The 23744-nt window shown below is 70.0% G+C and carries 33 protein-coding genes and 1 pseudogene; 17 read left to right on the forward strand and 17 right to left on the reverse strand.

Going from position 1 to position 23744, the window contains the following annotated elements; all coding sequences use genetic code 11:
- Positions 1-36 precede the first annotated feature (36 nt).
- Both CYAGR_RS07990 and CYAGR_RS07995 read left to right on the forward strand, forming a co-directional pair.
- Positions 37-1008: a DnaJ C-terminal domain-containing protein gene (locus CYAGR_RS07990; RefSeq protein WP_015109293.1), complete on the forward strand. Its 972-nt coding sequence runs from the start codon at positions 37-39 to the stop codon at positions 1006-1008.
- On the forward strand, positions 1001-1312 hold the full coding sequence (locus CYAGR_RS07995) for a chaperone modulator CbpM (protein ID WP_015109294.1): 312 nt from the start codon (positions 1001-1003) through the stop codon (positions 1310-1312). The genes CYAGR_RS07990 and CYAGR_RS07995 overlap by 8 nt, the downstream gene beginning before the upstream one ends.
- Before the next feature lie 13 nt (positions 1313-1325).
- Here CYAGR_RS07995 and CYAGR_RS08000 read toward each other — a convergent pair whose 3' ends face one another.
- A complete protein-coding gene (locus CYAGR_RS08000) occupies positions 1326-1586 on the reverse strand; it encodes a hypothetical protein (RefSeq protein WP_015109295.1) in 261 nt (86 codons plus the stop codon).
- Positions 1587-1735: 149 nt separating this feature from the next.
- On the opposite strand from CYAGR_RS08000, the gene CYAGR_RS08005 reads away from it, so the two are divergent.
- Positions 1736-1933: a hypothetical protein gene (locus CYAGR_RS08005; protein ID WP_156818421.1), complete on the forward strand. Its 198-nt coding sequence runs from the start codon at positions 1736-1738 to the stop codon at positions 1931-1933.
- Positions 1930-2349, forward strand: coding sequence for a PIN domain nuclease (locus tag CYAGR_RS08010; protein WP_015109297.1), 420 nt, complete (start codon positions 1930-1932; stop codon positions 2347-2349). The genes CYAGR_RS08005 and CYAGR_RS08010 overlap by 4 nt, the downstream gene beginning before the upstream one ends.
- Here CYAGR_RS08010 and CYAGR_RS08015 read toward each other — a convergent pair.
- Positions 2328-2879, reverse strand: a complete 552-nt coding sequence (locus CYAGR_RS08015; RefSeq protein WP_156818422.1) for a hypothetical protein — start codon at positions 2877-2879, stop codon at positions 2328-2330. The genes CYAGR_RS08010 and CYAGR_RS08015 overlap by 22 nt on opposite strands.
- 11 nt (positions 2880-2890) lie before the next feature.
- On the opposite strand from CYAGR_RS08015, the gene CYAGR_RS08020 reads away from it, so the two are divergent.
- Positions 2891-3550, forward strand: coding sequence for an alpha/beta family hydrolase (locus CYAGR_RS08020; protein ID WP_015109299.1), 660 nt, complete (start codon positions 2891-2893; stop codon positions 3548-3550).
- 62 nt (positions 3551-3612) lie between these two features.
- Here CYAGR_RS08020 and CYAGR_RS08025 read toward each other — a convergent pair whose 3' ends face one another.
- From CYAGR_RS08025 to CYAGR_RS08045, 5 genes are all read right to left on the reverse strand, one after another.
- Positions 3613-4767: an AAA family ATPase gene (locus CYAGR_RS08025; RefSeq protein ID WP_015109300.1), complete on the reverse strand. Its 1155-nt coding sequence runs from the start codon at positions 4765-4767 to the stop codon at positions 3613-3615.
- Between the two features lie 114 nt (positions 4768-4881).
- Positions 4882-5370, reverse strand: coding sequence for a DUF4236 domain-containing protein (locus tag CYAGR_RS08030; protein ID WP_015109301.1), 489 nt, complete (start codon positions 5368-5370; stop codon positions 4882-4884).
- Positions 5371-5522: 152 nt separating this feature from the next.
- Positions 5523-6014 (reverse strand): hypothetical protein, encoded by a 492-nt coding sequence (locus CYAGR_RS08035; RefSeq protein ID WP_043325580.1) that lies wholly within the window; start codon positions 6012-6014, stop codon positions 5523-5525.
- Between the two features lie 90 nt (positions 6015-6104).
- Complete coding sequence (locus CYAGR_RS16460; protein ID WP_015109303.1) at positions 6105-6425, reverse strand: SAP domain-containing protein; 321 nt, start codon at positions 6423-6425, stop codon at positions 6105-6107.
- A complete protein-coding gene (locus tag CYAGR_RS08045; RefSeq protein ID WP_015109304.1) occupies positions 6409-6906 on the reverse strand; it encodes a hypothetical protein in 498 nt (165 codons plus the stop codon). The genes CYAGR_RS16460 and CYAGR_RS08045 overlap by 17 nt, the downstream gene beginning before the upstream one ends.
- Before the next feature lie 124 nt (positions 6907-7030).
- On the opposite strand from CYAGR_RS08045, the gene CYAGR_RS08050 reads away from it, so the two are divergent.
- The 6 genes from CYAGR_RS08050 (at position 7031) to CYAGR_RS08075 (ending at position 9424) form a co-directional block, all read left to right on the forward strand.
- Complete coding sequence (locus CYAGR_RS08050; RefSeq protein ID WP_015109305.1) at positions 7031-7519, forward strand: hypothetical protein; 489 nt, start codon at positions 7031-7033, stop codon at positions 7517-7519.
- A 106-nt stretch (positions 7520-7625) separates the two neighbouring features.
- Positions 7626-7880, forward strand: a complete 255-nt coding sequence (locus CYAGR_RS08055; protein WP_015109306.1) for an antitoxin — start codon at positions 7626-7628, stop codon at positions 7878-7880.
- Positions 7877-8254 (forward strand): PIN domain-containing protein, encoded by a 378-nt coding sequence (locus CYAGR_RS08060; RefSeq protein WP_015109307.1) that lies wholly within the window; start codon positions 7877-7879, stop codon positions 8252-8254. The genes CYAGR_RS08055 and CYAGR_RS08060 overlap by 4 nt, the downstream gene beginning before the upstream one ends.
- Positions 8255-8292: 38 nt before the next feature.
- The gene (locus CYAGR_RS08065) at positions 8293-8628 is read left to right on the forward strand and encodes a hypothetical protein (protein WP_015109308.1); all 336 of its coding nucleotides are present in this window, start codon (positions 8293-8295) and stop codon (positions 8626-8628) included.
- A gap of 98 nt (positions 8629-8726) precedes the next feature.
- Positions 8727-8990, forward strand: coding sequence for a FitA-like ribbon-helix-helix domain-containing protein (locus CYAGR_RS08070; RefSeq protein ID WP_015109309.1), 264 nt, complete (start codon positions 8727-8729; stop codon positions 8988-8990).
- Positions 8987-9424, forward strand: coding sequence for a type II toxin-antitoxin system VapC family toxin (locus CYAGR_RS08075; protein WP_015109310.1), 438 nt, complete (start codon positions 8987-8989; stop codon positions 9422-9424). The genes CYAGR_RS08070 and CYAGR_RS08075 overlap by 4 nt, the downstream gene beginning before the upstream one ends.
- Here CYAGR_RS08075 and CYAGR_RS08080 read toward each other — a convergent pair.
- Complete coding sequence (locus tag CYAGR_RS08080) at positions 9387-10646, reverse strand: vWA domain-containing protein (protein WP_015109311.1); 1260 nt, start codon at positions 10644-10646, stop codon at positions 9387-9389. The genes CYAGR_RS08075 and CYAGR_RS08080 overlap by 38 nt on opposite strands.
- 37 nt (positions 10647-10683) lie before the next feature.
- Positions 10684-11352: a MerR family transcriptional regulator gene (locus CYAGR_RS16465; protein ID WP_015109312.1), complete on the reverse strand. Its 669-nt coding sequence runs from the start codon at positions 11350-11352 to the stop codon at positions 10684-10686.
- A 163-nt stretch (positions 11353-11515) separates the two neighbouring features.
- On the opposite strand from CYAGR_RS16465, the pseudogene CYAGR_RS17760 reads away from it, so the two are divergent.
- The 3 genes and pseudogenes from CYAGR_RS17760 to CYAGR_RS08095 form a co-directional block, all read left to right on the forward strand.
- Positions 11516-11807 (forward strand): annotated as a pseudogene (locus tag CYAGR_RS17760) (M28 family peptidase); the annotation flags it as partial.
- Positions 11808-11881: 74 nt separating this feature from the next.
- Positions 11882-12190, forward strand: coding sequence for a M28 family peptidase (locus tag CYAGR_RS19100; RefSeq protein ID WP_051017084.1), 309 nt, complete (start codon positions 11882-11884; stop codon positions 12188-12190).
- A gap of 118 nt (positions 12191-12308) precedes the next feature.
- A complete protein-coding gene (locus tag CYAGR_RS08095) occupies positions 12309-12845 on the forward strand; it encodes a hypothetical protein (RefSeq protein WP_015109313.1) in 537 nt (178 codons plus the stop codon).
- Positions 12846-12887: 42 nt separating this feature from the next.
- Here the strand turns inward: CYAGR_RS08095 and CYAGR_RS08100 are convergent, their stop codons facing one another.
- The 3 genes from CYAGR_RS08100 to CYAGR_RS08110 form a co-directional block, all read right to left on the reverse strand.
- Positions 12888-13565 (reverse strand): peroxiredoxin-like family protein, encoded by a 678-nt coding sequence (locus tag CYAGR_RS08100; protein ID WP_043326850.1) that lies wholly within the window; start codon positions 13563-13565, stop codon positions 12888-12890.
- 92 nt (positions 13566-13657) lie between these two features.
- The gene (locus tag CYAGR_RS08105) at positions 13658-15202 is read right to left on the reverse strand and encodes a cryptochrome/photolyase family protein (protein ID WP_015109315.1); all 1545 of its coding nucleotides are present in this window, start codon (positions 15200-15202) and stop codon (positions 13658-13660) included.
- A 10-nt stretch (positions 15203-15212) separates the two neighbouring features.
- Positions 15213-16454 carry an FAD-binding domain-containing protein gene (locus CYAGR_RS08110; RefSeq protein ID WP_015109316.1) on the reverse strand — a complete coding sequence of 414 codons (1242 nt, stop codon included), beginning with the start codon at positions 16452-16454 and terminating at the stop codon, positions 15213-15215.
- 63 nt (positions 16455-16517) lie between these two features.
- On the opposite strand from CYAGR_RS08110, the gene ygiD reads away from it, so the two are divergent.
- Entirely contained in the window at positions 16518-17309 is a 792-nt protein-coding gene (ygiD, locus tag CYAGR_RS08115; RefSeq protein ID WP_015109317.1) for a 4,5-DOPA-extradiol-dioxygenase, read from the forward strand.
- A 163-nt stretch (positions 17310-17472) separates the two neighbouring features.
- On the opposite strand, the gene CYAGR_RS08120 is transcribed toward ygiD, so the two are convergent.
- The 4 genes from CYAGR_RS08120 to CYAGR_RS08135 form a co-directional block, all read right to left on the reverse strand.
- Positions 17473-18315, reverse strand: coding sequence for a hypothetical protein (locus tag CYAGR_RS08120; RefSeq protein WP_015109319.1), 843 nt, complete (start codon positions 18313-18315; stop codon positions 17473-17475).
- A 10-nt stretch (positions 18316-18325) separates the two neighbouring features.
- Positions 18326-18793: a hypothetical protein gene (locus CYAGR_RS08125; protein ID WP_015109320.1), complete on the reverse strand. Its 468-nt coding sequence runs from the start codon at positions 18791-18793 to the stop codon at positions 18326-18328.
- An 87-nt stretch (positions 18794-18880) separates the two neighbouring features.
- The gene (locus CYAGR_RS08130) at positions 18881-19852 is read right to left on the reverse strand and encodes an HAD family hydrolase (protein ID WP_015109321.1); all 972 of its coding nucleotides are present in this window, start codon (positions 19850-19852) and stop codon (positions 18881-18883) included.
- 12 nt (positions 19853-19864) lie between these two features.
- Positions 19865-20032 carry a hypothetical protein gene (locus tag CYAGR_RS08135; RefSeq protein WP_015109322.1) on the reverse strand — a complete coding sequence of 56 codons (168 nt, stop codon included), beginning with the start codon at positions 20030-20032 and terminating at the stop codon, positions 19865-19867.
- Between the two features lie 175 nt (positions 20033-20207).
- Here CYAGR_RS08135 and CYAGR_RS08140 point away from each other — a divergent pair, with 175 nt between their 5' ends.
- Positions 20208-21545: a cation:proton antiporter gene (locus tag CYAGR_RS08140; protein ID WP_015109323.1), complete on the forward strand. Its 1338-nt coding sequence runs from the start codon at positions 20208-20210 to the stop codon at positions 21543-21545.
- A 44-nt stretch (positions 21546-21589) separates the two neighbouring features.
- On the forward strand, positions 21590-21739 hold the full coding sequence (locus CYAGR_RS18275) for a hypothetical protein (RefSeq protein ID WP_015109324.1): 150 nt from the start codon (positions 21590-21592) through the stop codon (positions 21737-21739).
- A gap of 10 nt (positions 21740-21749) precedes the next feature.
- Here CYAGR_RS18275 and CYAGR_RS19395 read toward each other — a convergent pair whose 3' ends face one another.
- Positions 21750-23708, reverse strand: coding sequence for an ATP-binding protein (locus CYAGR_RS19395; RefSeq protein WP_015109325.1), 1959 nt, complete (start codon positions 23706-23708; stop codon positions 21750-21752).
- Positions 23709-23744: the final 36 nt, after the last annotated feature.

Consider the following 23744-nt stretch of genomic DNA (forward strand, 5'->3'; position numbering starts at 1 on the left):
GGCCGCCGAGCTCAGGGGCCGGGCGGAGATGCTGCGATGAAGTTCAAAGATTACTACGCCACCCTGGAAGTGGAGCGCAGCGCCACGGGCGAGGAGATCAAGAAGGCCTACCGAAAACTGGCGAGGAAATTCCACCCCGATGTGGCCAAGGAGGAGGGGGCCGAGGCGCGATTCAAGGAGATCAGCGAGGCCTACCAGACCCTCTCCGATCCGGAGAAGCGCCAGGCCTATGACGACCTCGGCCGCCATGGCCCCGGCGAAGAGTTCCATCCGTCCCCGGAATGGGACAGCCGCTTCTCGCGCGGCGGCCAGCAGGAGGTCGACCTGGCCGACCTGTTCGAGCAGATGGGCTTCGGCAGCGGGGGCTTCGGCGGCTTCGGTGGTGGCACCGGCGGCGCCCGGCGGCCGGGGGCGGACTTCCCGATCCGCGGCCAGGACCTGGAGGTGGCCACCGAGCTGACCCTGGAGCAGGCCGCCCGGGGGACGGAGGTGTCGTTCTCGCTCAGCGTTCCGGTGCTGGGGGCCGATGGCCGCGTCCAGAAGCAGAGCCGCAGCGGCCGGATCCGGGTGCCCCGTGGGGTGGTGGAGGGGGAGCGGCTGCGGGTACCGGGCAAGGGCGGCGACGGCATCGCCGGCGGTGCCCCCGGTGATCTCTATCTGGAGGTGCGGCTGGCGCCCCATCCCCGCTTCCGCGCCGTGGGCCACGACCTCTACCTGGAGCTGCCGATCGCCCCCTGGGAGGCGGCCCTGGGGGCCGAGATCAGCGTGCCCAGCCTCGACGGGCCGGTGGCAGTGAGCCTCAAGCCTGGGATGCGCAGCGGCCAGAAGCTGCGCCTGGCTGGCAAGGGCCTGCCCCACCGGCGCGAGGGGGCGGGCGATCTCTACGGTGTGATCCAGATCGTGCTGCCAGAAAAGATCGGCGAACGGGAGCAGGCGCTGTACCGCGAACTCGCCGAAGCCTCCGCCTTTCGCCCCCGCCACCACCTCGAAGGACCCACCGATGGCTGACGACCTGCTGATCCCCGACGACGACGAGGGGTGCACTGTGGCCCTTGAGGAGTTGCTGGCCGCCTCGGGCCTGGGCCACGAGGAGGTGATCGAACTGGTGCAGTTCGGGGTGTTCCGCTGCGCCCAGCACGCCCCGGTCTGGACCTTCCACGTCCACACGGTGAGCCTGGCCCGCCGCGCCGCCCGCCTGCGCGACGACTTCGGCCTCAACGTCTCCGGGATGGCCCTGGCCCTTACCTACCTGGAGCGGATCGAGGCCCTCGAGGGGCGGCTGCGGGAGCTGGAATCGCAGCTGCCGCGGTGAGAGGTGGGCCGGGCTAGAGCCCCACCTTGCGTCGCCCCCAGGCCATGCCGGTCGCGTAGCCGATCGCCGGCAGCAGCAGAGCGGGGTTCAGGGGGATCTGAACCACCAGGACGATGCCCACCAGCCAGGGCAGCAGCAGCAGGCAGCCGAAGGCCAGCTGGCTGAAGCGGGAGCGGCGCGCCAGGCGGCCCGAGCCCTGCACCAGGCGGGGCACGCCCTTGCCCAGGCCGTAGCCCATCAGCACGGTCAGAACGGTGAGCAGGATCGCGCCCATGGCTGGAAGGCAGGCTCTCGGATTCTGGTGCCGGGGGGGCCTGGGCGGTCCCATGCACGCATGGATCCCCAGGCCTGCCATGCTGACGGAGAGTCTGACGCGGGGGCGTTGAAAGTATGAAAGTCACCGTCGAGCTTTCAGACAAAGAGATGGGCGAAATCCTGGCTCTCACGGGAGAACGCAAGAAGGGTCCCGCCATCCGCCGCCTGATGGAGGAGGCCCTGCAGCAGCGGCGCCGCGCCCAGGTGGCTCAGCGCTTCCTCAGCGGCGAATGGGGTGTGGAGCTGGAGAGCTTCGAGTCCGACCAGGAGCGCGATCGCCAACAGGCGCAGGCGATCGATCCATGACGCTGCTGCTCGACACCAGCCTGTGGATCGACTTCACCCGAACCCGCAGTCCGAGCCATCTGAAGCAGTTCATCGCCCCCTTCGTTCTGGACCCCCAGGCCCATCTGGCCGAGCCGGTGCGCTTTGAGCTGTTGCGCTCCGCCCGGCCGGAAGAGGCCCGGCTGCTGGAGGCGCAGTTCGCCACCCTGCCCTCACTCCCCACGCCAGCGGATCTGTGGCAGCAGGCGATCGCTCTGGGCCAGGCCTGCCGCCAGATCGGCCGCACCGTGCTCAGCCTTGATCTGCTGGTGGCCGCGGTCGCCCTGCACCACGACGCCGTCCTGATCAGCTTCGATGCCGACTTCGACGCCATCGCCTCGGTGAGCGAGCTGCGTCTGAACCGTCTGGTGCGCCCCTATTCGCAGACGGGCACGTAGGGCACCGCGATCGTGGTGATCGCGCTCTGTTCGGCAAACGCACCGAGCACCTGCTGGCCGCCCCGGGTCACCGTGACGAACCGCCCGGCAAAGGTCTCGTCGTAGACCGAGGTGGCGGAGAGGCCGGCGGTGCGGGCGCTCTTGAGCAGATCGCCCACGGTGCCGCCGGGAATGGCGACGCCGAACGACGTCCGCACGCCGGCCGAGAAGGCCAGGACCCGCAACGTGCCCCGGTCGAATTCGACCGTGCCGACGATTCCTGCCGGCGCCTTGGGCCCTTTGAGCTTGTAGACGACAGGCAACGGCGGCCCGCCGAGCTCACAACCGGGGCCCGGATCGGAGAGCCAGCCGGTCGCGACGGCTTCGGCTCGGCTCATGCCGAGACGCAACGGGCCGATCCCGTCGAGGCGGAGCACCGGGCTGGATCCGCGACCATCGGCCCATGCCGATCCGGCCGCCAGCAGCAGGATGGCTCCCATGGCCCCAAGCCGTGCGGCGTGACGCAGCGGGTGGCCGATCAGGCGTGTCATGGTCTGACTGTATGGGCACCAGTTCCGCACCCCGCCTGATTGACGGCCCTGACGGCGCGCCGGCCACCGTGCTGCTGGCCCATGGGGCCGGGGCACCGATGGACAGTCCGTTCATGGCGGCGATCGCCGGCGGACTGGCCGCGGCGGGCTGGCGGGTGGTGCGCTTCGAGTTCGGCTACATGGCCCGGATGCGCGAGACGGGCCGCCGCCAGGGGCCCGAGCGGATGCCGGTGCTGCAGGAGGCGTTCCGCCAGCAGGTGCGGCTGGAGACGGGCGAGAGCCCGCAGCGGCCGCTGTTCATCGGCGGCAAGTCGATGGGCGGGCGAGTAGCCAGCCTGCTGGTGGATGAACTGGCCCCCAGCGATGCGGTGCGCGGCTGCCTGTGTCTGGGCTATCCCTTCCATCCGCCCGGCAAGCCGCTGCAGCTGCGCACCGAGCACCTGGCCGCCCTAGGCACGCCCACCCTGATCCTGCAGGGGGAGCGGGACGCGTTCGGGCGGCGGGAGGAGGTGGAGACCTACGACCTATCGCCGGCAGTGCAGGTGGGCTGGATCCCCAGTGGGGACCACAGCTTCAAGCCCACCCAGAGTTCGGGGCTGAGCGAGGCGGAGAACTGGGCGACGGCGGTCGCGTGGGGTGATGGGTTTCTGAGGGAGGTGCTGGAGGGGTGAGTTCTGGGTGCCAGGGGGAGCAACCTCGCGACTCAGCGATGCCGGACGTGCATGTCCTGCCATCAGCCCCGCCGTTCGCGCCAGATCTCCTGCACCAGCGGATCGGCGACACCGTACAGGCCGTGGCCCAGCCGCATCAGCAGGTTGTCGGCGAGAAGTTCGTTGACCACCGGCTGAATCTCCTCCACCCGTACCTCCCGGCCGACCACAGCGGCATAGGCCGACGCGGCCTCCGCTGAGAACAGGCCCTTGGCAGGGCCCTCCTCCCGGGCTACCCGCTCGAAGATCGCCATGGCCAGCCCGCCCAGTTGTTCCACCTTCTGGAGCTCCAGGTCAGCGGCGGTGCCGCGCAGGGTGGCGGCAATCACGGGCAGCAGCTGATCCGGCTCCAGCCCCAAGCCACTGCGGCTGCTGAACTTGAGTTGAGCCAGGGCCCGCAGAAACTCCTCAGGTCGATGGCCCAGGGTCTGGAACGCCTCCCAGGCCACCGGCTCCGACGGCAGCGGCGCCCCATCCTCCTGGGCGAGACGCTGCAGCACATGGCGCACGTACTCCAGATCCAGCACGGGGTAGGGCAGCGACGTGGCCCCGGTGAAGGCCTGGTTGCGCCGGGCCGTCAGTTCACCCACCAGGGCCCGGTGGGAGCCGGTGCCGAGAAACAGGAAGTGCCCCGGCGTGGCGGGTCTGGGGTTGATGGCGTCGCGGGCGGCCTTGAGGGCCAGCAAAAGTTGATGGCCCTCCTCGGTGGTGATGGCCTGCTGCACCTCATCCACGATCAGCACCACATCGCCCCTGGCCTGATCGACCACCTCCGTGAGGGCCTGAGCCAGGGTCGCTCCACCGATTTCCCCCAGCTGCTCCAACTGGAACCCGAAACGAAAACCCATCCCACCGAGATCCAGTCCCCTGAGCCGGCGCAACCGGGCCAGGGGCGTTGAAGCCGGCGTCACCAGGTCGGTCAGCAGGCGACGGACGGCGGCATAGACCAGCGTCGCCGGGCTGACCTTGATGTCGCTCCAGAGGTCGACGTAGATCACCACCGCCCCCTGGGCCTCCAGTTCCGGCACCAGATCCGTCAGCAGGAAGGTGGTTTTGCCCGTCCGACGCAGCCCCGACAGGAACAGCCCCGACCGCAGGCCCTCGTCGAGGACGCCGGGATGGAGCAGACGGTCGGCCAGCTCAGCGGCCAGCCGGGGGCGGCGGAAGACAGCGACCAAGACTAGGGGAGTTTATGTCAGGGCAATAATTATGGCTGAGCCATAAGTCCCTGTACATGCCCCCGCAAGCGACGCAACAGCAGGATCACACGCCTGGAGGAGCACCGTGGCGGCCTACGCCCTGAGCCAGCCCCGGCCCTTCGCCAGCCGCGCCGCCTCCTGCACCGCCTCCACGCAGCGATGGGCCCGGCGCTTGACGTCGTCCTGGCTGCGGGCCCGGAGCAGGTAGGCCTGCAGCGCTTCCGGCGTTTCGATCACGGCCAGCATGCGGGTGATCAGGTTGTGTTCCCAGAGCTGCCGGCCCTGGGAGCCGGCCGCGAACAGCTGCTCCCGCAGCAGGCCCAGGCATTCCTGCTGGAAGGCGTCCAGCTGCCCGGGCCGCAGGCGGCGGCTGTTGGGCAGGCCTGCGGCGGGGGTGTGCTCCACGCTCCAGCTCAGGCCGGAGCCCGGCAGCCCCACGGTGGTGCGGGCGCCACCGGCGCGGGCCACCGGGATGTTGAACGACGCCCCGCGGCCGCCCACCGAGATGGAGCTGAGGCCGCTGCTTGTGAAATTGAAGCGCAGGGGGCCGACGCGGGCGCTGCGGCGGAAGCGGAAGGGCATGGGGCGGCAGGGCTGAGGGCAGATCATGGCCAGGGGGTTTAGATACAAGGTTCCGGCAAGTCGCCATTCACCTCAAATTGCGCCCGCTGGAAGTGCCATTCGCTGTTGTCATCCATACATCGGAAGGCCACGGCTTCGGCATGGCTTTCCACTTACACATCCACCTGATCCAAGGGGGTGCTCGGAAACACGCAGCAGCTGATCGCGCCGAACAGCATCACCGCGTCGTCGCTGCGGGCCGAGTGGTCGTCGAACGCTTCGATCCCGGCTTCGCGCATCCGCTGCCCCGTGGTCTGGGCACCCTGCTGCTCCACCAGCCGCATCACCACCCCGTCCAGCCGGGTGATGGCCGTGAGATCAACCTGTGGCGCCGGGCTCACGGCCGCCCGCGCATCGCATCGAGAGACTCCGCCAGTTCCCCAGCTGCTCCGGATGTTGCAGTTGCTGCAGGGGTTCCAGCCAGTGTGGCGGTTGGCGCTCTCCAGCCAGTGCCGCATCAGGAACGTTCTGCTCCTGCCGATCGCCTGGGCCATTTCCTGGGCCGCCAGGCCCAGCTCCTCACCGGCGCGCTGCAGCACCTTGCGCAGCAGGACGGTGTCATTGATGGCGCTGGTGGTCTCACTGGGCCTGGCCTGAAAGGCCACCCGCTTCCTCCTTTGCCGTTCCACCGTGCCTCAGTCGCGGCAGTTCGGAATCATTTGCCTCGAATGAGGCGGCTCACCTCCGATGGTGCGTCACTCCACCCCCAGGTGGGCGGCGATGCGCAGCAGCAAGGCCTCCATCCGGTCCAGGCGTGCCTCCAGCCCCGTCGGCTTGCTTTCCGGCAGGGAGGCCGGTGCCGAAGGCCCATCCCGCAGCCGGAGGATCAGCTCAGCCTTGCGAAGGCTGCTGATGCCCTTGAGCCCCCGCTGACGGCAACGCTCCTTGAGCTGCTTGATGGTGAGCTCCTCCAGCCCATCGGTTGGCAGCGCCCCATCCAGCTCCCGCAGCAGCCGGGCATCGGCCTGGGCCAGCTCGCGCAGATTGCTGCGCAGCGCCTCAGCGATCCTGCCCATCGACCGGCTCAGCGTTGGTCTCAAGGGCGCCCCGCAGGGCCTGCTGCCGGGCCGACAGCTCTTCGAAGCGCTCTTTGCCGAGCCGCCAGCGGTTCAGGAAGCGGATCACCGCCTGGACCAGCCGGGCGATGCCGCCGCCACCGCTGTACGCCCGCCGCCCCAGCTGATACTCGCCGAAGGCGACGCTCACCTCATCGCCCGCATCCTCCAGATGCTCCACCACATCGGTGACGATCTCGAGCATCGCGTAGGCCTCCGCCTTCACGCTCGCCTCCCGCGTCGCCAGGGCCCGCAGCCTGAGGCTCAGCTCGCGTAGCTGCTCCCCCTGGCGTTCGGCCCGGCCGCGGTGGATGCCGCGGCTGATCATCAGGCTCTTGTAGTTGCCGCGCAGCTCCAGGTAGAGCGCATCGAGGCGGTCCCGCTCCAGGGCCTTTGGATCGCTGGGATAGGCCGTGGTGGGCGGCAGGGCCAGGGCAGGCATGGCGGATCCGGGAGGGGACAGGGAGGGCCATCCTCGCGTCAAGGCCTGCGTGGTGGAGGGTTGCAGGCATGGCAGTGCGCCCCCGACCCGCTGCCAGGATTCCAGGCAACGCCGGCCTGCCGTGATGCCCCTGCCCCAGCTGATGCCGGTGTTGGCGGCCGTGGCGCTCACCCCCTGCCCGGCTCCGGTACAGGTCCAGCTGGATGGCCTCTACCGCTGGCAGGTGGCGCGGCAGGAACGTTCCGGTCCGATCGAGATCAAGAGCCAGCAAAGCCGCTTCACCCCTGGGCTGTACCAGAAGCTGCGGCGCGCCTACGGACTCAATCCAGCCAGCGGCCGATTTGTCGACTTCGATCTGTTCAGCGGCACCCAGGTGTCGACCTTCGGCGCCAAGGTGCTGGGCTGCACCGCCCTACCCGGCGGCGGGCTGGAGGCCCGAGTGGCCGTGCAGGCGGGCCTGCGCAACCGCCCCTCGGAAGCGCCGCAGCAGCTGCACTATCAGCTGGTGCGCGGCCCTGCCGGCAGCTGGAAGATTGCCGACATCGTCTATGCCCATCCGGCTGGCTTCCGCCTCTCCAGCTATCTGGCTGAGCTGCTGGGACCCAAGCTCTGAGCGCTGCAGCCACCCTGCGGGTTACGTCGATGCACGGCAAAGCAGGACGGCCAAGGGTTTTCGACTGGTCTGTACCTACGTTTTCGTACCCACAAGGCAGAAGGCCATGGACGTGCTTCCCAGCCGGGTGTTCATGAACGGCAACAGCCAGGCCGTGCGCATCCCCGCCGAGTTCCGCCTCGCCACCGACCGGGTGCAGATCACCCGCAGCCCCAACGGCGATCTGATCATTCACCCCTGCCCGGCCCAGCGGGGCCAGGCCCTGCTGGACACCCTGGCCGGCTTCGAGCCCAGCTTCTTGGCCAGCCTGGAGGCGCAGCAGGCCAGTCCGATCCCGATGCAGGAGCGGGAGAGCCTGTGATCTACCTGCTCGACACCAATATCCTTTTTCCCCTGATCAAGAACCGGCCGCCCCAGGTGGCTGGGCGCATCGATCAGCTCGCCGATGTCGACAGCCTGGCGATGTCGTTCATCACCTGGGCCGAGCTGCTGCGCGGAGCCGAGGGCAGCCAGCGCCGCGAGGCCACCCTCCAGCAGCTCGATGGCCCCGCCATCTGCCGCCACTACGCCGCGCAAGCCTCCGCCCTCAAGCGCCAGGCCACCCCCATCGGCGGCAACGATCTCTGGATTGCGGCCCATGCCCTGGCCCTCGGCGCCACCCTGGTGAGCCACAACGTGCGCGAATTCGCCCGCATCGAGGGCCTGGTCCTGGTGGATTGGGCGGCTCCTGCCTGATCGAGGCTCAGACTTCTCCTGGCCCCTGGTCCGAAACGATGGCGCACCCGTCTGCCGCGCAGATCGCCCGCCTGGGGCGCCAAGGGGTGGCCCTGTTCTTCGTGTTCATGCTCAGCGCCGAGCTGCCCAGCCAGATCTTCCACCTCGCCCAGCACCTGATCGGGCCGGGGCCCGGCGCCATCGCGGAAAGCCTCGAACACCTCGGGGTGCTGCTGGTCTACCTCCTTGCCCTGGGCTGCGCCCTGTTCCTGGCCCAGCAGCAGCTGTGCCGCACGCGCCTGCTGGCGTCCTACCCGCCGCACGAGCCCGTCCCCCTTGCCATGCATGTGCTCGGCCTGGTCTGGGGCCTGCTGGCGGTGTTCCTGCTGCGCTGAGCGGGGCGTGTTCAGGGTGTGCCAGGGCCCACCGCTCAAACCTGACCGCCAGAGCTAGCGTTGCAAGCACTGACAGCATTGCCTGCGCGGACGTCGTTATGGCCACCCTCACGATCCGCAACCTCGACGACGCCACCAAGGCCCAGCTGCGACTGCAGGCCGCCCGCCACGGTCACTCGATGGAGGAGGAAGCCCGCAGGATCCTGCGCGAAGCCGTGCTCCCGCAATCCGCTGGCTCTGACAGCCCAGGTCTGGGGAGTCGCATCCACGCCCACTTCGCCGACCTCGGTGGCGTGGAACTGCATCTGCCCGCGCGGGTTTCCATGGCGGCGGCCGCCGTGTTCACCGAGGAGCCAACGTGATCGTTCTGGACACCAATGTGATCGCCGAGCTGATGCGGCCCCAGCCGGAGCCGGCGGTGCTGGCCTGGGCGGATGGTCTCGTTCCCGCGGAGGTGGGCATCACGGCGATGAATGAAGCAGAGATCCTGCACGGCCTTATCCGGCTGCCGGAGGGTCGCCGCAAACAGGCCCTGCTGGATAGCTGGCAGGCGTTGGTGACGGCCCTGCTGGGCGATCGCGTGTGGGCCTTCCACCGGGAGGCCGCCCATTGGTATGGCGAGCTGCTGGTGCGGCGGGAGCAACTCGGTCGGCCGATCGCCACGGCCGATGCGGTGATCGCCGCCACCGCCCTGGCCCAGGGCGCCCAACTGGCCACCCGCAACGTGAGCGACTTCACCGACCTGGGCCTTGATCTGATCAATCCCTGGACCCATCGTCGCTCTCCCACACATTGAGGCTGGAGCGCTGTGACTCCCGGCGCAGATTCTTGCGGCTGCGCTTCGGATCGCTCTTGAGCAAAGCCAGCTTCTCGCTGAGCAGATCGAGTTCCCGGGTGAGCCTCGGGGTGACGGGCATCGCCGACAGGTCGCCGAACAGCTTGCCCAGGCTGACGCTGGCGCTGATGACATCGCCGCGATCGAGTTCGGCGATAACGCGTTTGCGTTCCCGGTTGGCTTTGAAGAGGGCCAATTGTTCCGCCACCGCCTCATCGCCATCCAGTTGATCGAGCTCCCCATGGGCCATCACGGGCAACTGCAGGTGTTCGATCAGGCTCTGGCGGTCGCCGCTGCCGGGGGCCTCCCAGGCCAGGCGCACGCTGAGAATCTCCTGGTTGGGGATCCAGGCGGGCAGCTTCAGCTGCAGGCCCACGTTGAGCTCCTGGCCGGCGCGCAGGTTGGGCAACTGGTGGTTGCCGGCGCCGGTGGGCTTGAGGTCGTTGAGCAGATCGACCACCTCGGCGCCGTGTTTGCCCCGCAGGCCAAGGCTCACCCGCCGGCCGAAGGTGCCCGCCAGCCCCTGGAGCTCGGAGGCGTAGAGATCCGCCAGCTGGCTGGGGGTTTCGATATGGGCCAGGGTGCCGTCGCCGGCGGCGGCCATCGCTCCCATCAGGTCTTCGTCGAAGTCGTCGCCCAGGCCGAAGGCACTGGTGCTGATGCCGCGCTGGGTGAGGCCCGCCACCTTGGCGGCGATCTGGTCGGTGTCGGTGAGGCCATGGTTGGCCTGGCCATCGGAGAGCAGCAGCACCCGGTTCATCGCCGTGGGGTCGAGGTGCTCGGCCACCTGGGTGGCTCCCGCCCGCCAGCCATCGAACAGGGCCGTGCAGCCACCACTGTGGATCGTGTTGATCGCGGCGATGAAGGGCTGCGGATCGGCCACGGGCATGGAGGGCACCACCACGTTCACCTCGTCGTCAAAGCTGACGATGGCGAGGCGATCGCGGCTGGTGAGCTCGCCAGCCAGGAAGCGGGCCGCCTTACGGGCGTAGCTGAGCTTGGTGCCGCCCATCGAGCCGGAGCGGTCGATCACCAGGGCCAGGTTGAGCGGCGGCCGCGCGCGCCGGCTGGTGTCGGCGGCCGCCGGCGGTGGGGTGATCGTGAGCAGCAGATCCAGGATCGACGGGCGATCGGAGGCCACAGCCGGCCGCAGGGGCCGGAAGCGCAGGGTGGGACGGGTCATGGTGGGGGGGGGGTAGCGGTGGGACGGGGGAAAGGATTCAGCGGTCGGCGTCGTCGAGCAGGGCGTTGAGCCGGTCCAGGAGGTGCTGGAGCCATTGCTGGCGCCGGGGGCCGGCAGGGGGAGGCAACACCGAGTCGCGGACGTGCACTTCGATGCCGGGGGCGAGGGTGAAACGCAGCCAGCGGCTGCCGTTGTCGCTGGAGCGGGATCCGGTGGAGGTGCGCTCAGAACGGGAGCGGGAGGACAGGGGTTTGTTGAGCATCCCAAGAACAGAGCCCATCGCGGCAGCTTTGCGTGCGAAGGACGAAGACCCCTCTGCCGCAGCACCGATGGCGTCGGCCGTGGACGGCAGATCCCGCAGGTACTGAAGGGCCTCGTTAGCGGAGGGAGCGGTGGCCGCCGCCCCCTCGCCATCGAGCTGCTCCAGCTGTTGCTCCAGATCGGCGTCGGCCAGAACGCAGAAGGGAGCAATGGCGGAGAGGCTCAGGCCGCGCCGGGCCAGGGCGCGCACCAGCACCAGTTGCAGCAGGTGCCGGTGGCCGTACACCGCGCTGCGCCCCTCCTTGCCGGGGCGATCGATCAGCCCCTGGGTGGCGTAGAGACGCACCGTGCGCGGCGAGATCTCCTCGTCCAGCAGCTTGCCAGCGACGAGGAGGAGTTCCTCGAGGCCGTAGAGGGCGTCAGCTGGAGTGAAGACCTTGACCATCCCTCAATTATCCACACTTGCAGTGCAGGTGTCAAGCGACTAGGCTTCGTGCCCCATCGACCACCTCGCCATCGACCACCCCTCTCCCGACCCCGCGCCCCTGCTGGAACACCTGCAGCACCTGGCCCGGCCCCGCCATGCCCGCTGGGATCCCATGGGCCTGATGGCGGTGCGCGCCTACCTGAACGAACAGCTCGGCGCCCTGGGGCCGGTGCAGGAGCACCACTTCCGGGAGGGCAGCGATGCGGGCACCAACCTGATCCTGCGGCTCCCCGGCCAGCGCCCGGAGCTCGATCCCCTGCTGGTGGCGGCCCACTACGACGGCCCCCTTCACTCGATCGGCGCCGACGACAACGCCTCCGGGCTGGCGGCCGGTGTGGATCGTGGCCTTCGATCAGGAGGAATGGGGCATGCTCAGCAGCAGCGCCCTGGCCCATGAGCTCCAGGCCTGCGGCCAGAAGCTGAAACTCATGGTGAACCTGGAGATGCTCGCCTACACCGGCGAAACCCAGAACAACCCCACCCGGCGATGCGGGCGATCGACGGCGACCGGGGCGACTTCATCGCCATGGTGCGCAACCTGGGCGCGGCAACGATGTTGCCTGGCCTCGCCAGCCGGATGGGGAAGCACGTGGTCACCAACGTGCTGCCGGTGCCCGATGCCGGCCGCTCGATGCCCGAGATGCGCCTCAGCGACCACAGCCCCTTCTGGGATGCGGGCTACGACGCCGTGATGGTCACCGACCCCTCCTTCCTGCGCAAGCCGCACTACCACCGGATGAGCGACACGATCGACACGCTGGATCTGCCCTTTCTGGCATCGGTCACCGAGGGGTGAAAAGCCGGGCTGGGGGTCTTGTGACGCCAGTGGCCTGCGGCCGACCCTGGTTCTTCGCAGGGAATACGGCTTCGATCCAGGCGTGCTGGGGAGGATGGATCCCGCCGCAGACCCATCGATGGAGCCCACGCTTGACAGCCTTCTGTCCTTCTACGCCGAGCGGATCGGTGGCCCCTTCCCCCCCAGTCTGTTGCCCACCGATCTGCCGCTGCACTGGCAGGGGCAGACGCTGTTCGGCACCGCCCGGGGCACGGAGCCGCTCTACCTCCTGCAGAGCACGCGCGATGCCTTCCTGGCCACGGCTCCCCTCGGCACCTTCAGCGTGGGCTTCTGGGGCCATGGCCTCAAGAACCACGCCTTCTACTACCAGCGCCGCGAGCCGTGGGGCAGCCTGTACCTGCACCTGGCCTACGGCGGCCTCGACGACGACAACGAACAGGCCGCCCGCCGGATCAGGGCCACCATGGAGTGGCTCGCCGGCTTCCTGCCGATCGTCAGTGAGCGGGCCCGCCACTGCATCGTGGTGGATTCCCTGGGCGATGCCCTCTTCCGGATCGTCCTGACAGGCGGCCAGGCGATCGAAGGCGATGGGCCCCTGTTCGAGCCCGAGCGCGGGCCGGCGGAGGCGCTGCGACCCCTGCTGGAGGGGCTATAGCGCGGGCTGGCCCGGATTCGCAGCGGCTCCGCCCCAGCGACCTCAACCCAGGTACGGCTCCAGGAAGCTCAGCGGCCGGGCCATGGTGGCCGAGAAGCCGAGGATGCCCGGGTCACGGTGGCTGTAGAGGACGGTGTCGTCGGCCTCCAGCAGGAAGGTGCCGCCCCGCTGGGTGAGGAAGTCGTCGCGGGGGACGTAGGTGCGCCAGTGGCCCAGCACCTCGACCATGTTGCGCAGCCGCACCGTGGCCAGCTCGAAGGGGCGCTGAAAACCGCGGCCGCCGGCCCGGGCGAAGAACGACCCCTGGATCGGCGGCAGGGGCCCCGCCTGGATCGTCTCGTTGTCGGCGATGCGCTGGGGGGCGCTGCGATCGCCGGTGTAGCCGCGCAGCACCTCGGCCAGGGTGCCGGGGGAGCCGAGGCCGGCGCACATCAGCAGCAGGTTGGGCCAGGGGCCGCCGGCCTGCTTCAGCCCCTCGTAGAGCCCCAGGTCCCGGTGCAGATGGGGTTCGGCGTCCACCAGGAGCCGATCGAGCGGGAAGCCGGTGAAGGCACAGAAGCGCTCGCGGCCGGCCGCGTCGCCGATGCCGATCGCCAGCACGGCGATGCCGGCGGCCTCCAGCTGCGGCAGCACCGGCACCAGGGCCTGGACGTACTCGAGGCTGTCGAAGTCGCCCAGCTGGCTGAGCAGCAGCACCAGTCGCCGCCGGCCGCGGCCCATGCCCGCCACCGCCGCCAGCCGCTCCAGCAGCAGGGCGGGGGCGGGCGGCCGGGTGGCGGCGTGGGCGGAGGCGGTCACGGGCAGGGGGTGGGTCAGGGCCCGACCATGGTGGCCCGCACCAGGAACCCCTCGGCGGCCACTTCCAGGGCCTCGCGTCGCTTGGGGTCCATCTTCTCCAGCATCCGCACCATCATCGAAAGGCGGGGATTGGCCTGGAAGAAGCTGCGGTGGCGGTCGATGAAGCGCCAGTAGAGGCCGTCCCAGATCTCACACCACGGGCCCATTTTGTAGTCGCCCATCTTGAGGATGTAGTTGGAGCCGCCGATGTAGGGCTTGGTGGCGAACAGGCCGCCATCGCTCATCTGGCCCATGCCGTAGACGTTCGGGCCCATCACCCACTCGTAGGAATCCAGGTAGCGCTCCATGAACCAGCGGTGCACCTCACCGGGGTGGATCTCGCACAGCAGCATCAGGTTGCTGACCACCATCAGCCGCTCGATGTGGTGGTTGTAGCCGAGCCGGTTCACCCGCTCGATCGCCGCGTCCAGTGGCGGCAGGCCGCTGCTGCCGTCGTCCCAGCAGGGGGCCAGCCGGCGCTGGTGGTTCCAGAAGTTGGCGACGGCCTGGCGCTCGCCATGCACCCGGTCGATGCCGCGCACGAATTCGCGCCAGCCGATCACCTGGCGCAGGAAGCCCTCCAGCGAGGCGATCGGCACCGGCTGGCCGCTCCCCTCCCGCCGCCGGGCGTGCTCCAGGGTGGCGGCGATCACCGCCGCGGGGGTGAGCAGGCCGATGTTGAGCAGGGGCGAGAGCAGGGAGTGGTGCAGGGTGGCGTGGTGCTGGCTGAGGGCGTCTTCCAAGGGCCCGAAGTCGTCGAGGCGCTCCGCCAGGAAGCGCTCCAGCCAGGCCTCGGCGCCGGCCTGATCGAAGGGGATCCACAGGGGCCCCAGCGCGCCGGGGTGGTCGGCGAAGTGGGTGTCGATCAGGGCCCGCACCGCCGGCTCGTGGGGGCTGGCCGCCACCACCGGCAGGGGCGGCTCCCCATAGCCCTTGGGCAGCTTGCGGCGGTTTTCGGTGTCGAAGCTCCAGCGACCGCCGGTCGGGGAGCCATCGGGCTCGAGCAGCAGGCCGAGGCGGCGCCGCTGGCGCTCGTAGAAGGTCTTCATGAACGGGCGGCGGCGGCCCTCGAACCAGCTGCGGCTCTCGGCCACCGATTCCAGGAACGCCGGTGAGGGCAGCACGCGGAGCCGCACGCCCTGATCAGCGCAGAAGCGCTGCAGCCGTCGATCGAAGCTGCGGTCGGCCACCTCGGCCACCTGCAGCTCGCGGCTCTCCAGCTCGCTGTCCTGCGGCTCGCCGCCGCCGCTCAGCTCAGACGCCACCCGGTCCCAGAACGACACCCCCTCCGACTCGGGCAGCTCGAAGTAGTACACCGCCACGCCCCGCTCCAGCAGCGCGTCGCGGAAGCTGCGCATGGCCACGAAGGTGTGCAGCAGCCGCAGGCGGTGGTAGCGCCAGGTGGTGGCCACGGCCAGGTCCTCGATCATGAGCACCCGGGAGCCGGGGGCGAGCTGCAGGGGGGAGGGGCTCAGCCAGTCGGGATGGAGCTGGTCGCCCAGGATCAGGGTCAGGGCCACAGGGTGAGGGTCAGAAGGGGAGGGGCACCGGGGCGGCCCAGAGCCGGCGGTGGGTCTGCTCGGGGTCGTAGAGGCGCACCTGGCGTTCCAGATCGAAGCGGCGGGGGCTGCCGCCGAAGCTGCGCGGGTCGGAGCCCACGCCGGCCAGGTAGGCCCAGTTACCGGTGTTCAGAGCCGGGTGGGCGTCGATCAGGGCCCACTCGAAGAAGCGGGCCCCCCAGGTCCAGGGCAGCTGGAGCTCGTTGACGAAGTGGGAGGCCACCCACTGGCGGCCGCGGTTGGAGAGGTAGCCGGTGGTGAGCAGTTCGCTGAGCTGGGCATCGATCAGGGGATGGCCGGTGTCGCCGCGGGTCCAGCGGACGAAGCGCTCCCTGGCCTCCTGCGGATCGGCCGGTGCGGCGGCCGGACGGTTCTGGAGGCCGCCAGGGGCGTGGAAGGCCTCGCCGTGGCGCTGCTCCGACCAGAGGAAGAACTCCCGCCAGAGCAGTTCCTGTTTCATCCACTCGGAGCCCTCGTCGGCGCCGTGGAGCTCCTGATAACGCAGCACCTCCTGCCAGATCCGCCGCACCGAGAGGGAGCCCACCCCCAGAAAAGGGGAGAACTTGGCGGAGAACGCCGTGCCCACCAGCCCATTACGGGTGAGCTTGTAATCGCGCAGCCCGCTGGAGCCGAACAGGTAGTGCTCCAGCCGGGCCAGGGCCGTGGGTTCATCGCCGGAAAAGGGGAAGGCGCTGCGGGGATCGGGGCCAGCGGAGGCCGGCGGGGAGGCGGGCGGCACCAGCCAGGACCGGGGGAGCTCGTCCCAGGCGTCCCCCAGGCCGGCGAGATCCGGTGGGGGCAGGGGCGGTTCCGGGTCGCGCTCCAGGCCGCGGCGGAACGGGCTGAACACCCCCGGGAAGCGCTCGGCCGCCACCGGCCAGGTGGCGAACAGGCGGCTCTCCTGGGCGTGCAGCACCGCCTCGGGCTGCACCAGGGGGCGGAGCTCGGCGAGGGCGGCCGCCGTGGTGTGCTGCGCAAAGGCCAGCAAGGGGATTCCCGCCGCCGCCAGGCGGGCGTGGAGTGAGGCGAGAGCCTGGGCCTCCAGCCGCCGCTGGTGGCCCCCCCGCAGCCGCTGACCTTCCGGCCGGCAGGCCAGCACCAGCAGACGGGCGCCGCTCTGGCGCGCCAGGGCCACGGCCCGGTGCAGGGCGGGCTGGTCATCGAGGCGCAGCTGGCCCTCCAGGGCCAGGGCGATGGTGACGGCAGCCGCCATCGGTGTTGCCAGAGGAGGGACCAGGGTGGCAAAGGCAGACCCAACGCCGCGAGGCCAGCCCCCGTGATCCAGGCCCCCACCCCCGCCCTGTTCATCGGACATGGCAGCCCGATGAACGCCATCGAAGCCAACCGCTTCACCCGCGCCTGGGCCGCCTGCTTCGCCGCCCTGCCGCGCCCGCAGGCGATCCTCTGCGTCTCGGCCCACTGGGAAACCGACGGCACCAAGGTCACGGCGATGGAGCGACCGCGCACGATCCACGACTTCGGCGGCTTTCCTGCCGAGCTGTTCGCCGTCGACTACCCCGCGCCCGGATCCCTGGCGCTGGCGGAGAGGATCCGGCGCCTGGTCCCGGAGATCGCCCTCGACCACACCTGGGGCCTCGACCATGGCACCTGGTCGGTGCTGCGGCCCATGCGGCCGGCGGCCGATCTGCCCGTGGTGCAGCTCAGCCTCGACCGTCGCCGCAGCCCCCGGGAGCACCTGAAGCTGGCCCGGCGCCTGCGGCCCCTACGCCAGGAGGGGGTGCTGGTGCTGGGCAGCGGCAACCTCGTCCATAACCTGGGCCGGATCCTCTGGGGGGAAGGGGCCCATGGCTGGGCCGAGGCCTTCGATCAGCTGCTGGCCGAGCGGATCAGCTCCGGCCCCCTGGAGGACCTGCTCGACCCCCTCGCCCTGGGCCCCGACGCGGCCCTGGCCCTGCCGTCGCTGGAGCACTACCTGCCGCTGCTGTACGTGCTGGGGGTGCGGGATCCCGGCGAGCCCCTTGGCTTTTTCACTGCCGAGGTGACCCTTGGGGCCATCTCCATGCGCTCGCTAAAGGTCGGCAGCGATGGCGGTAGCGGCGTTCCATGACGGATTACTGCAGGCCAGGACGGAGCGATTGCGCGTCTTAAGGATTGCTCTAGATTTCTGCCCATGAGGGAGATCCCCGTGCACCGATCCATCGGCCTGCTGACCGCCACCGGCCTCACCGGCCTGGCTTTGGTGAGCCTGACCATGACCTTTCTGGGCTGATTCAGGGCGCCGCCGGCAGGTAACCGGTGCGGCGCAGGAAAGCCCGCAGCGCGTCGGGATAGCTGGCATAGCGCTTCTCCGGCCGCCGGCAGTCGCCCTTGGCGTTGTAGCCCGCCTCACAGGAGGTCAGCCCCCAGTCGGAGCGCCGGTCGTAGAGGCCCAGCATCCGCTTCCAGCCTGTGTCGAACTCCCCCACCAGCGCCTTTGTGGCCACCCAGGCCGCCAGGAAGCCGTTGGCTTCGGTGCGTTGATCGGCGGGCTGCTGGAGCCAGCCCTCCATCTCCTGGAGCCGGCGCCGGTGCAGCGGCAACATCGCCCGCTGGTGGCTGATGTCGAGGAAGCGGGAACCGTCCAGCTGCCAGATCTGGCTGGGGGCGCTGCTGCCGGCGTAGCTGGCGAACTGGTAGAGGAAGCGGTTGTCCACGTCCACCAGCAGGTAGCGGCCGTTGCCCAGCGGATCGCTGGCACCGTTGGGCCCACCGTTCACCGGGTCGCGGCGCACCGCGAACCAGCGACGGCCGTCGGGGCTGCTGGTGAGCACCCGGGTGTCGTTGCAGCAGTGGGCGCCGCCCGTGAACGAGGAGAGCAGCACCTCCGGGTAGGGATTGGACGGATCCATCTCCACCACCTGCAGCACCGCATCGATGCTGCCGGGGCCGATCCGAAGCGCCCCCACCAGCTGACCGACCACCTTCCCCTCCACCCGCACGGTGGCCACGGGCTGGACCTCATCCATGCCATCGGGCTTGGGCTGGCGACGGTTCTCCAGCACGGCGACCACGGGGCCGTTGCTGATCACCGGACCGGGTGCCGGTGAGAGGGCCAGCAGCAGGGGCAGCAGCATCGGCGTGGGCCTACTGGCAGCCCTGGACCGAGATCCGGTAGCTGAAGCCCAAAGCGCCGGGATCGCTGCTGGCTCCCACCTTGAAGTTCATCTGGCTGGCCTGCTTGCCCGGAATGGCGGGGAAGGGGCCGAACATGCGACCGGTGCCCATCGGCGGGTTCATGACTTCGTTGATCACCTGCAGATTGCTGCCATCGCTGAACTTCATGAAGCCACTCACCGGATATTTGGCATTGGCGTCGGAGGAGTTGGCCGTGAAGAAGAACTTGAAGCTGCTGTAAGGCTGGTTGACGATGAAGTCGGTGTTCCAGTTCTCCTTGCCGATCAGCTTGGCGGCCCCGACCCGCTTGGAGACGATCGGGGTGGTGCCATCGCCACCAATTGGCTGCAGGAAGGTGCAGCGCTGCTGGGCCTGGGCCGCCGGGCCGACAGCGAAGACGAGCGAAGCGCCCAGCAGGGAGAAGGCCAGGACTTTCATGGTGAAGGATGAAGAGACAGCGACCCTAGAACGCATGGGGCGCATGAGGCCATCGCCCGAAGCCGGCCACCGCGGGCGGGGCAGCCTTCAAGGCTCAAAGGCGAACAGGCGCCTCCAATCGTTCTTCATGCTGATCACGATCCAGCCCTGCCGGCGGGCTTCGTCGTGAAGTTCCTGGGTGAACCGGCCCACCCGGGTGTCCGGCAGCCCCAGGGCCGGGCCGTAGGCATACTCGCGGCGGGCGTCATCGTGCAGCACCAGCATCGACAGCCGCGCGCCATCACCGGTCTTGGTGTACTCCAGCATCTGCCGGTCGCCGGTGGAGTTGCCGAAGGCGGCCACGGGCCGCCGGCCGATCATCAGCTGGATGCCCTCCGGCTTGCCGGCGTCGTTGTCGTTGAGCAGCAGCCGGGGCTCCTTGGTCAGGAAGGGCCGGCCCTGGCTGTCATAGCCATAACGGGTGGCGCCGGCGCTGCCGATCACCTGCTCCGGTGGGATGCCATACACCTCCTCGGCGTAGACCCGCACGAAGTCCTGGCCACCGCCGGTGACGATGTAGGTCTTGTAGCCGTTGGCCCGCAGGTAGCGGAGCAACTCCTGCATCGGCTGGTAGGTGAGTTCGGTGTAGGGGCGCTGCCAGCGGGGATGGCGGGCCGTGGCCAGCCACTGGCGCACATCGGCCTTGAAGGTTTCCAGGGGCATGCCGCTGAGGGCGGTGGCGGCCAGCCGCTCCAGGTCCTCCCGGGTGGCCACCGCCCCGGGCACCTTCTCCAGGATGAAGCGCACCTGTGGGTAGACCGGCTGCTCCACCCAGAGGGTGCCGTCCTGATCGAAGGTGGCGATGCGCTCCCCGGGCGGCACGAAGCGGGGGCTGGCGGGGTCCGTGGTCTGGCGCACGAAGCGGACGATGCCGTCCCGGGCCGCCCCCGGATTCCAGGAGGGCAGCGGATCGGCGGGCTGGGCCCCGCCGGCCATGGCGGCAGCGGTGGCCAGCAGGACGGTGGCGAGCAGCCCCCCCAGCAGGAGCAGGAACCAGCGGCGGCGGCGGGGGTGGGTCACGGGGCGGCGGGCTCAGAACTTGCGCAGTTCGCGGCGGATCTTGAGCGGATCGCCGGAGTGCTGCTGGTTCAGCAGCAGCATCGGCACGCCGGCCAGGAGCAGGCCGATGGCGACCACAACCCCCAGGGGGACCGGCGGCCCGCCGGGGGACGGCCGTGGGGGGCGGTTGAACCTGGCCATCGAGGCGGGCGGCACAGACGGCTGGCCCTTCAGTCTGCCGGGACCGGCCACCACCGCCCGCGGCGGCCACCGATCCGGGCCCCCGTTCCGCTCCCGTCATCCCGGTCCGCTGATCCGGGGTGCGATCCCGTCGAGGGAGTGAAAGGATTTGGCCCATCGCCCCACCCGGCCCGCCATGGACATGTCCTCCCTGCTGCTTGCCACCGGGGGCCACCAGATCGAGGCGGCCGAGACCCTGATCGAGGTGGGCCGCTTCATCGTCATCCTGTTCGCCGCCCGGGCCCTGGCGGAGCTGATGGTGCGCTTCCGCCTGCCGGCCATCCTCGGCGAGCTGGTGGCGGGGGTGCTGATCGGCGTGTCGGGGCTGCACCTGATCCTGGCGCCGGAGCTGGGGGGCCAGCTCAACGCCCTTGCCGAGGGCACCATCGCTGCCCTCGCCCACGTGGGCCCCGACCAGGTGCAGGCGATCTACGACCACGGCTTCAGCAATCTGCAGGCGGTGGCGAAGATCGGCCTGCTGGCCCTGCTGTTCCTCACCGGCCTGGAGAGCGAACTCGACGAGCTGATGGCGGTGGGGGGCCAGGCGATCACGGTGGCCCTCACCGGTGTGGTCCTGCCTTTCGCCCTGGGCACCTTCGGCCTGCAGTTTCTGTTCGGCGTGCCGCTGCTGCCGGCGATCTTCGCCGGTGCCGCCATGACCGCCACCAGCATCGGCATCACCGCCAGCGTGCTGGGGGAGCTGAAGTTCCTGCGCACCCGGGAGGGGCAGACGGTGATCGGGGCCGCCGTGCTGGACGACATCCTCGGCATCGTCATCCTGGCGGTGGTGGTGGCCCTGGCCGGCGGCGAAGGCTTCAGCCTCGGCCCGATCCTGAAGCTGATCGCCGCGGCCGCGGTGTTCGTGGTGGTGGCCCTGTTCCTGAGCCGCACCGCCGCGCCCCCCTTCGACTGGCTGCTCGATCGCCTCAGGGCCCCGGGCGAGGTGGTGGTGGCGGCCTTCCTGGTGCTGTCGCTGTCCTGCTTCGCGGCCCAGGCCTTCGGGCTGGAGGCGGCTCTGGGGGCCTTCGCCGGCGGCCTGATCCTCAGCGGCTCCCGCCACCGGCACGCGATCGAGGAGGCGGTGAAGCCCCTGGTGGCCCTGTTCGCCACGGTGTTCTTCGTGCTGATCGGCAGCGGCATGGACCTCTCGGTGCTCAACCCCTTCGATGCGGCCAACCACGAGGGGCTGGTGATGGCGGGCTTCCTGCTGGCGGCCGCCGTGGTCAGCAAGGTGGCGGCCGGCTGGAGCTACCTCAGCAGCGGGCCCACCAACCGGCTGGCGGTGGGGCTGGGAATGATGCCGCGGGGCGAGGTGGGCCTGATCTTTCTGGGGCTGGGCACCCAGACCGGGGTGCTGGGGCCGTCGCTGGAGGCGGCGATCCTGCTGATGGTGATGGGCACCACCTTCCTGGCACCGGTGCTGCTGCGGCTGGTGCTGGCCGACGCCGGTGAAACAGCCGAGGCGACCGCCTGAGGCGGCCGGGCCGTGGGACAGTGGCCCCAGCTCACCCCCTGCCCGTGGCCAACGACAGCGATAACCCCCGGTCGGTGATCGTCGGCCTGCTGCTGGTGATCGGCTCCCTCGCGGGCCTGGCCCTGCTGGTCTGGGTCACGGTGGTCATGCTCGACCTCAAGCACCTGAACACCTCCGGTTTCACCCTGCCCTGAGGCAGGCCGCCTAGGCAGGGGGCCGCTGGCCGCCCGCATGGGCGTGGGCGGTGACAAGGCTGGCCAGGAGGGCCTCGCTCCGGAGCGGCTTGGCGAGGACGTCGTTCATGCCCGCCTGCAGGGCCGCTTCCCGGTCCTCGGCGGTGGTGAAGGCGGTGAGCGCCACGATCCAGGGCCGGTCGGCCCGACCGCCGCAAGAGCGGATGCGGCGGGTGGCCTCCAGCCCATCGAGCCGGGGCATCTGCACATCCATCAGGATCAGGTCCGGCTCGAGGTGCCGCTGACGCTCCAGCGCCTCCTGGCCGTCGACGGCGGACTCGGGCTCGTAGCCGAGGCTCCGCAGCATCAGCTCGCAGAGCCGCCGGTTCACGGCGCTGTCGTCCACCAGCAGGATGCGCAGGGGATGGTGCGCCGCGAACTGGTCGGCGGGCGGCGGCAGCGCCGCAGCGGAGGAGGCCGCCCCAGAAGCGGCGGGAGCGGCGGCGGCAGGGGATTCCACCACCTGCACCGGCAAGCGGAAGCGAAACACGCTGCCACGGCCGGGGGCGCTCTCCACCTCGATGGTGCCGCCGAGGGCCTCGACGAGCTGCCGGCTGATGGCCAGCCCCAGCCCGGTGCCGGCCTTGGGGGTGTTGGCGGAGGTGCCCAGCTGGGAGAAGGGCTGGAACAGGCGCTCCAGCTGGTCAGCGGCGATGCCGACACCGGTGTCGGCGACGGCGAACGCCAAAAGGATCGTTGCGTTCTCCGGATGGTTCGCCCCGGCCGCCACCGGAGCGCCGGCCACCAACGAGACCGCGACGCTGCCGGCATCGGTGAACTTGATGGCGTTGCCGATCAGGTTGAGCAGGATCTGGCGCAGGCGGATGGCATCGGTGACGATCGCCTCAGGCAGCTCCGGGGGCATCACCAGGGTCAGGTCGATCGCCTTGACCCGGGCGAGGCTGGCGCAGGCGGCGATGGTCTCCTCCAGCAGGGGACGCAGCCGGCAGGGGGCCAGCTCCAGCTCCAGATGGCCGGACTCGATCTTGGTGAAGTCGAGGATGCCGTTGAGCAGGGTGAGCAGGGACTCGCCCGAGCTGTGGACGATGTCGAGGCACTCCCGCTGCTGGGGCGAGAGCTCCGTGGCCAGCACCAGCCCGGTCATGCCGATGACCCCGTTGAGCGGGGTGCGGATCTCGTGGCTGAGGGTGGCCAGGAAGGTGCTCTTGGCCCGTTCGGCGGAGGCCATGGCCTGGAAGGCCCTGGCACGGGCCTTGAGGGAGCGGCGATGGAAGTTGGCCGCCAGCACCGAAAACCCGGCACTGCCGACCAGGCCCAGCAGATAGGTGAACTGCAGGGGCAACTCCTTGCGTCGCAGCTGGGCCAGCGAGATGTCGATCCCGACGAAACCCACCAGCGCCCCATCGCGGTCGCGGATGGGGGCGAAGCCGCTCATGAAGGTGCCGAAGTGATCGGTGTAGGGCCTGGTGCTGACGGTGACCGTGCCGGTGCGGGCGGCGCGCAGGGCATCGACGGAGGGATCGACGTAGAGGTCGCCGACGCTGACGGCGCTGGCGGGGGCCCCGGGGTTCTGGACGTAGTAGGTGCTGTCGAGCGTGAAGCGGAGCCCGTCCGGCGTGGCGATGAAGACGTAGGCGTAGAAGATGTCAGGCACCAGCCTGCGGAGCTTCAGCAGGGGTGCGGTGGCACGGCGATAGTCCGCATTTCCCGTCTGCTCCGGCCTGGTGATGGCCGAGACGAGGGTGGGATCCATTTCGCTGGCGGCGATGCTCACCAGGTTGTGGAGGTTGTCGCGCACCTGGTTACGCAGGAGTCGGGTGGCGCTCCAGTAGTTGGCGCTGAGGGCCACCCCCGCGACGGCGCAGATCGTGGCGGCCAGCAGCACGCTCTCGCGGCGAATCCGCTGGCGGCTCCATCCGGCGCCGGGATCGCCGCTGGGGCGTTCAGACCACGGGAAGCCGCCGAACACACGGGAGAGCGGGCCAGCCAGGAGTCCTCAGCGCGC

This window comes from Cyanobium gracile PCC 6307, assembly GCF_000316515.1.
GTDB lineage: Bacteria > Cyanobacteriota > Cyanobacteriia > PCC-6307 > Cyanobiaceae > Cyanobium > Cyanobium gracile.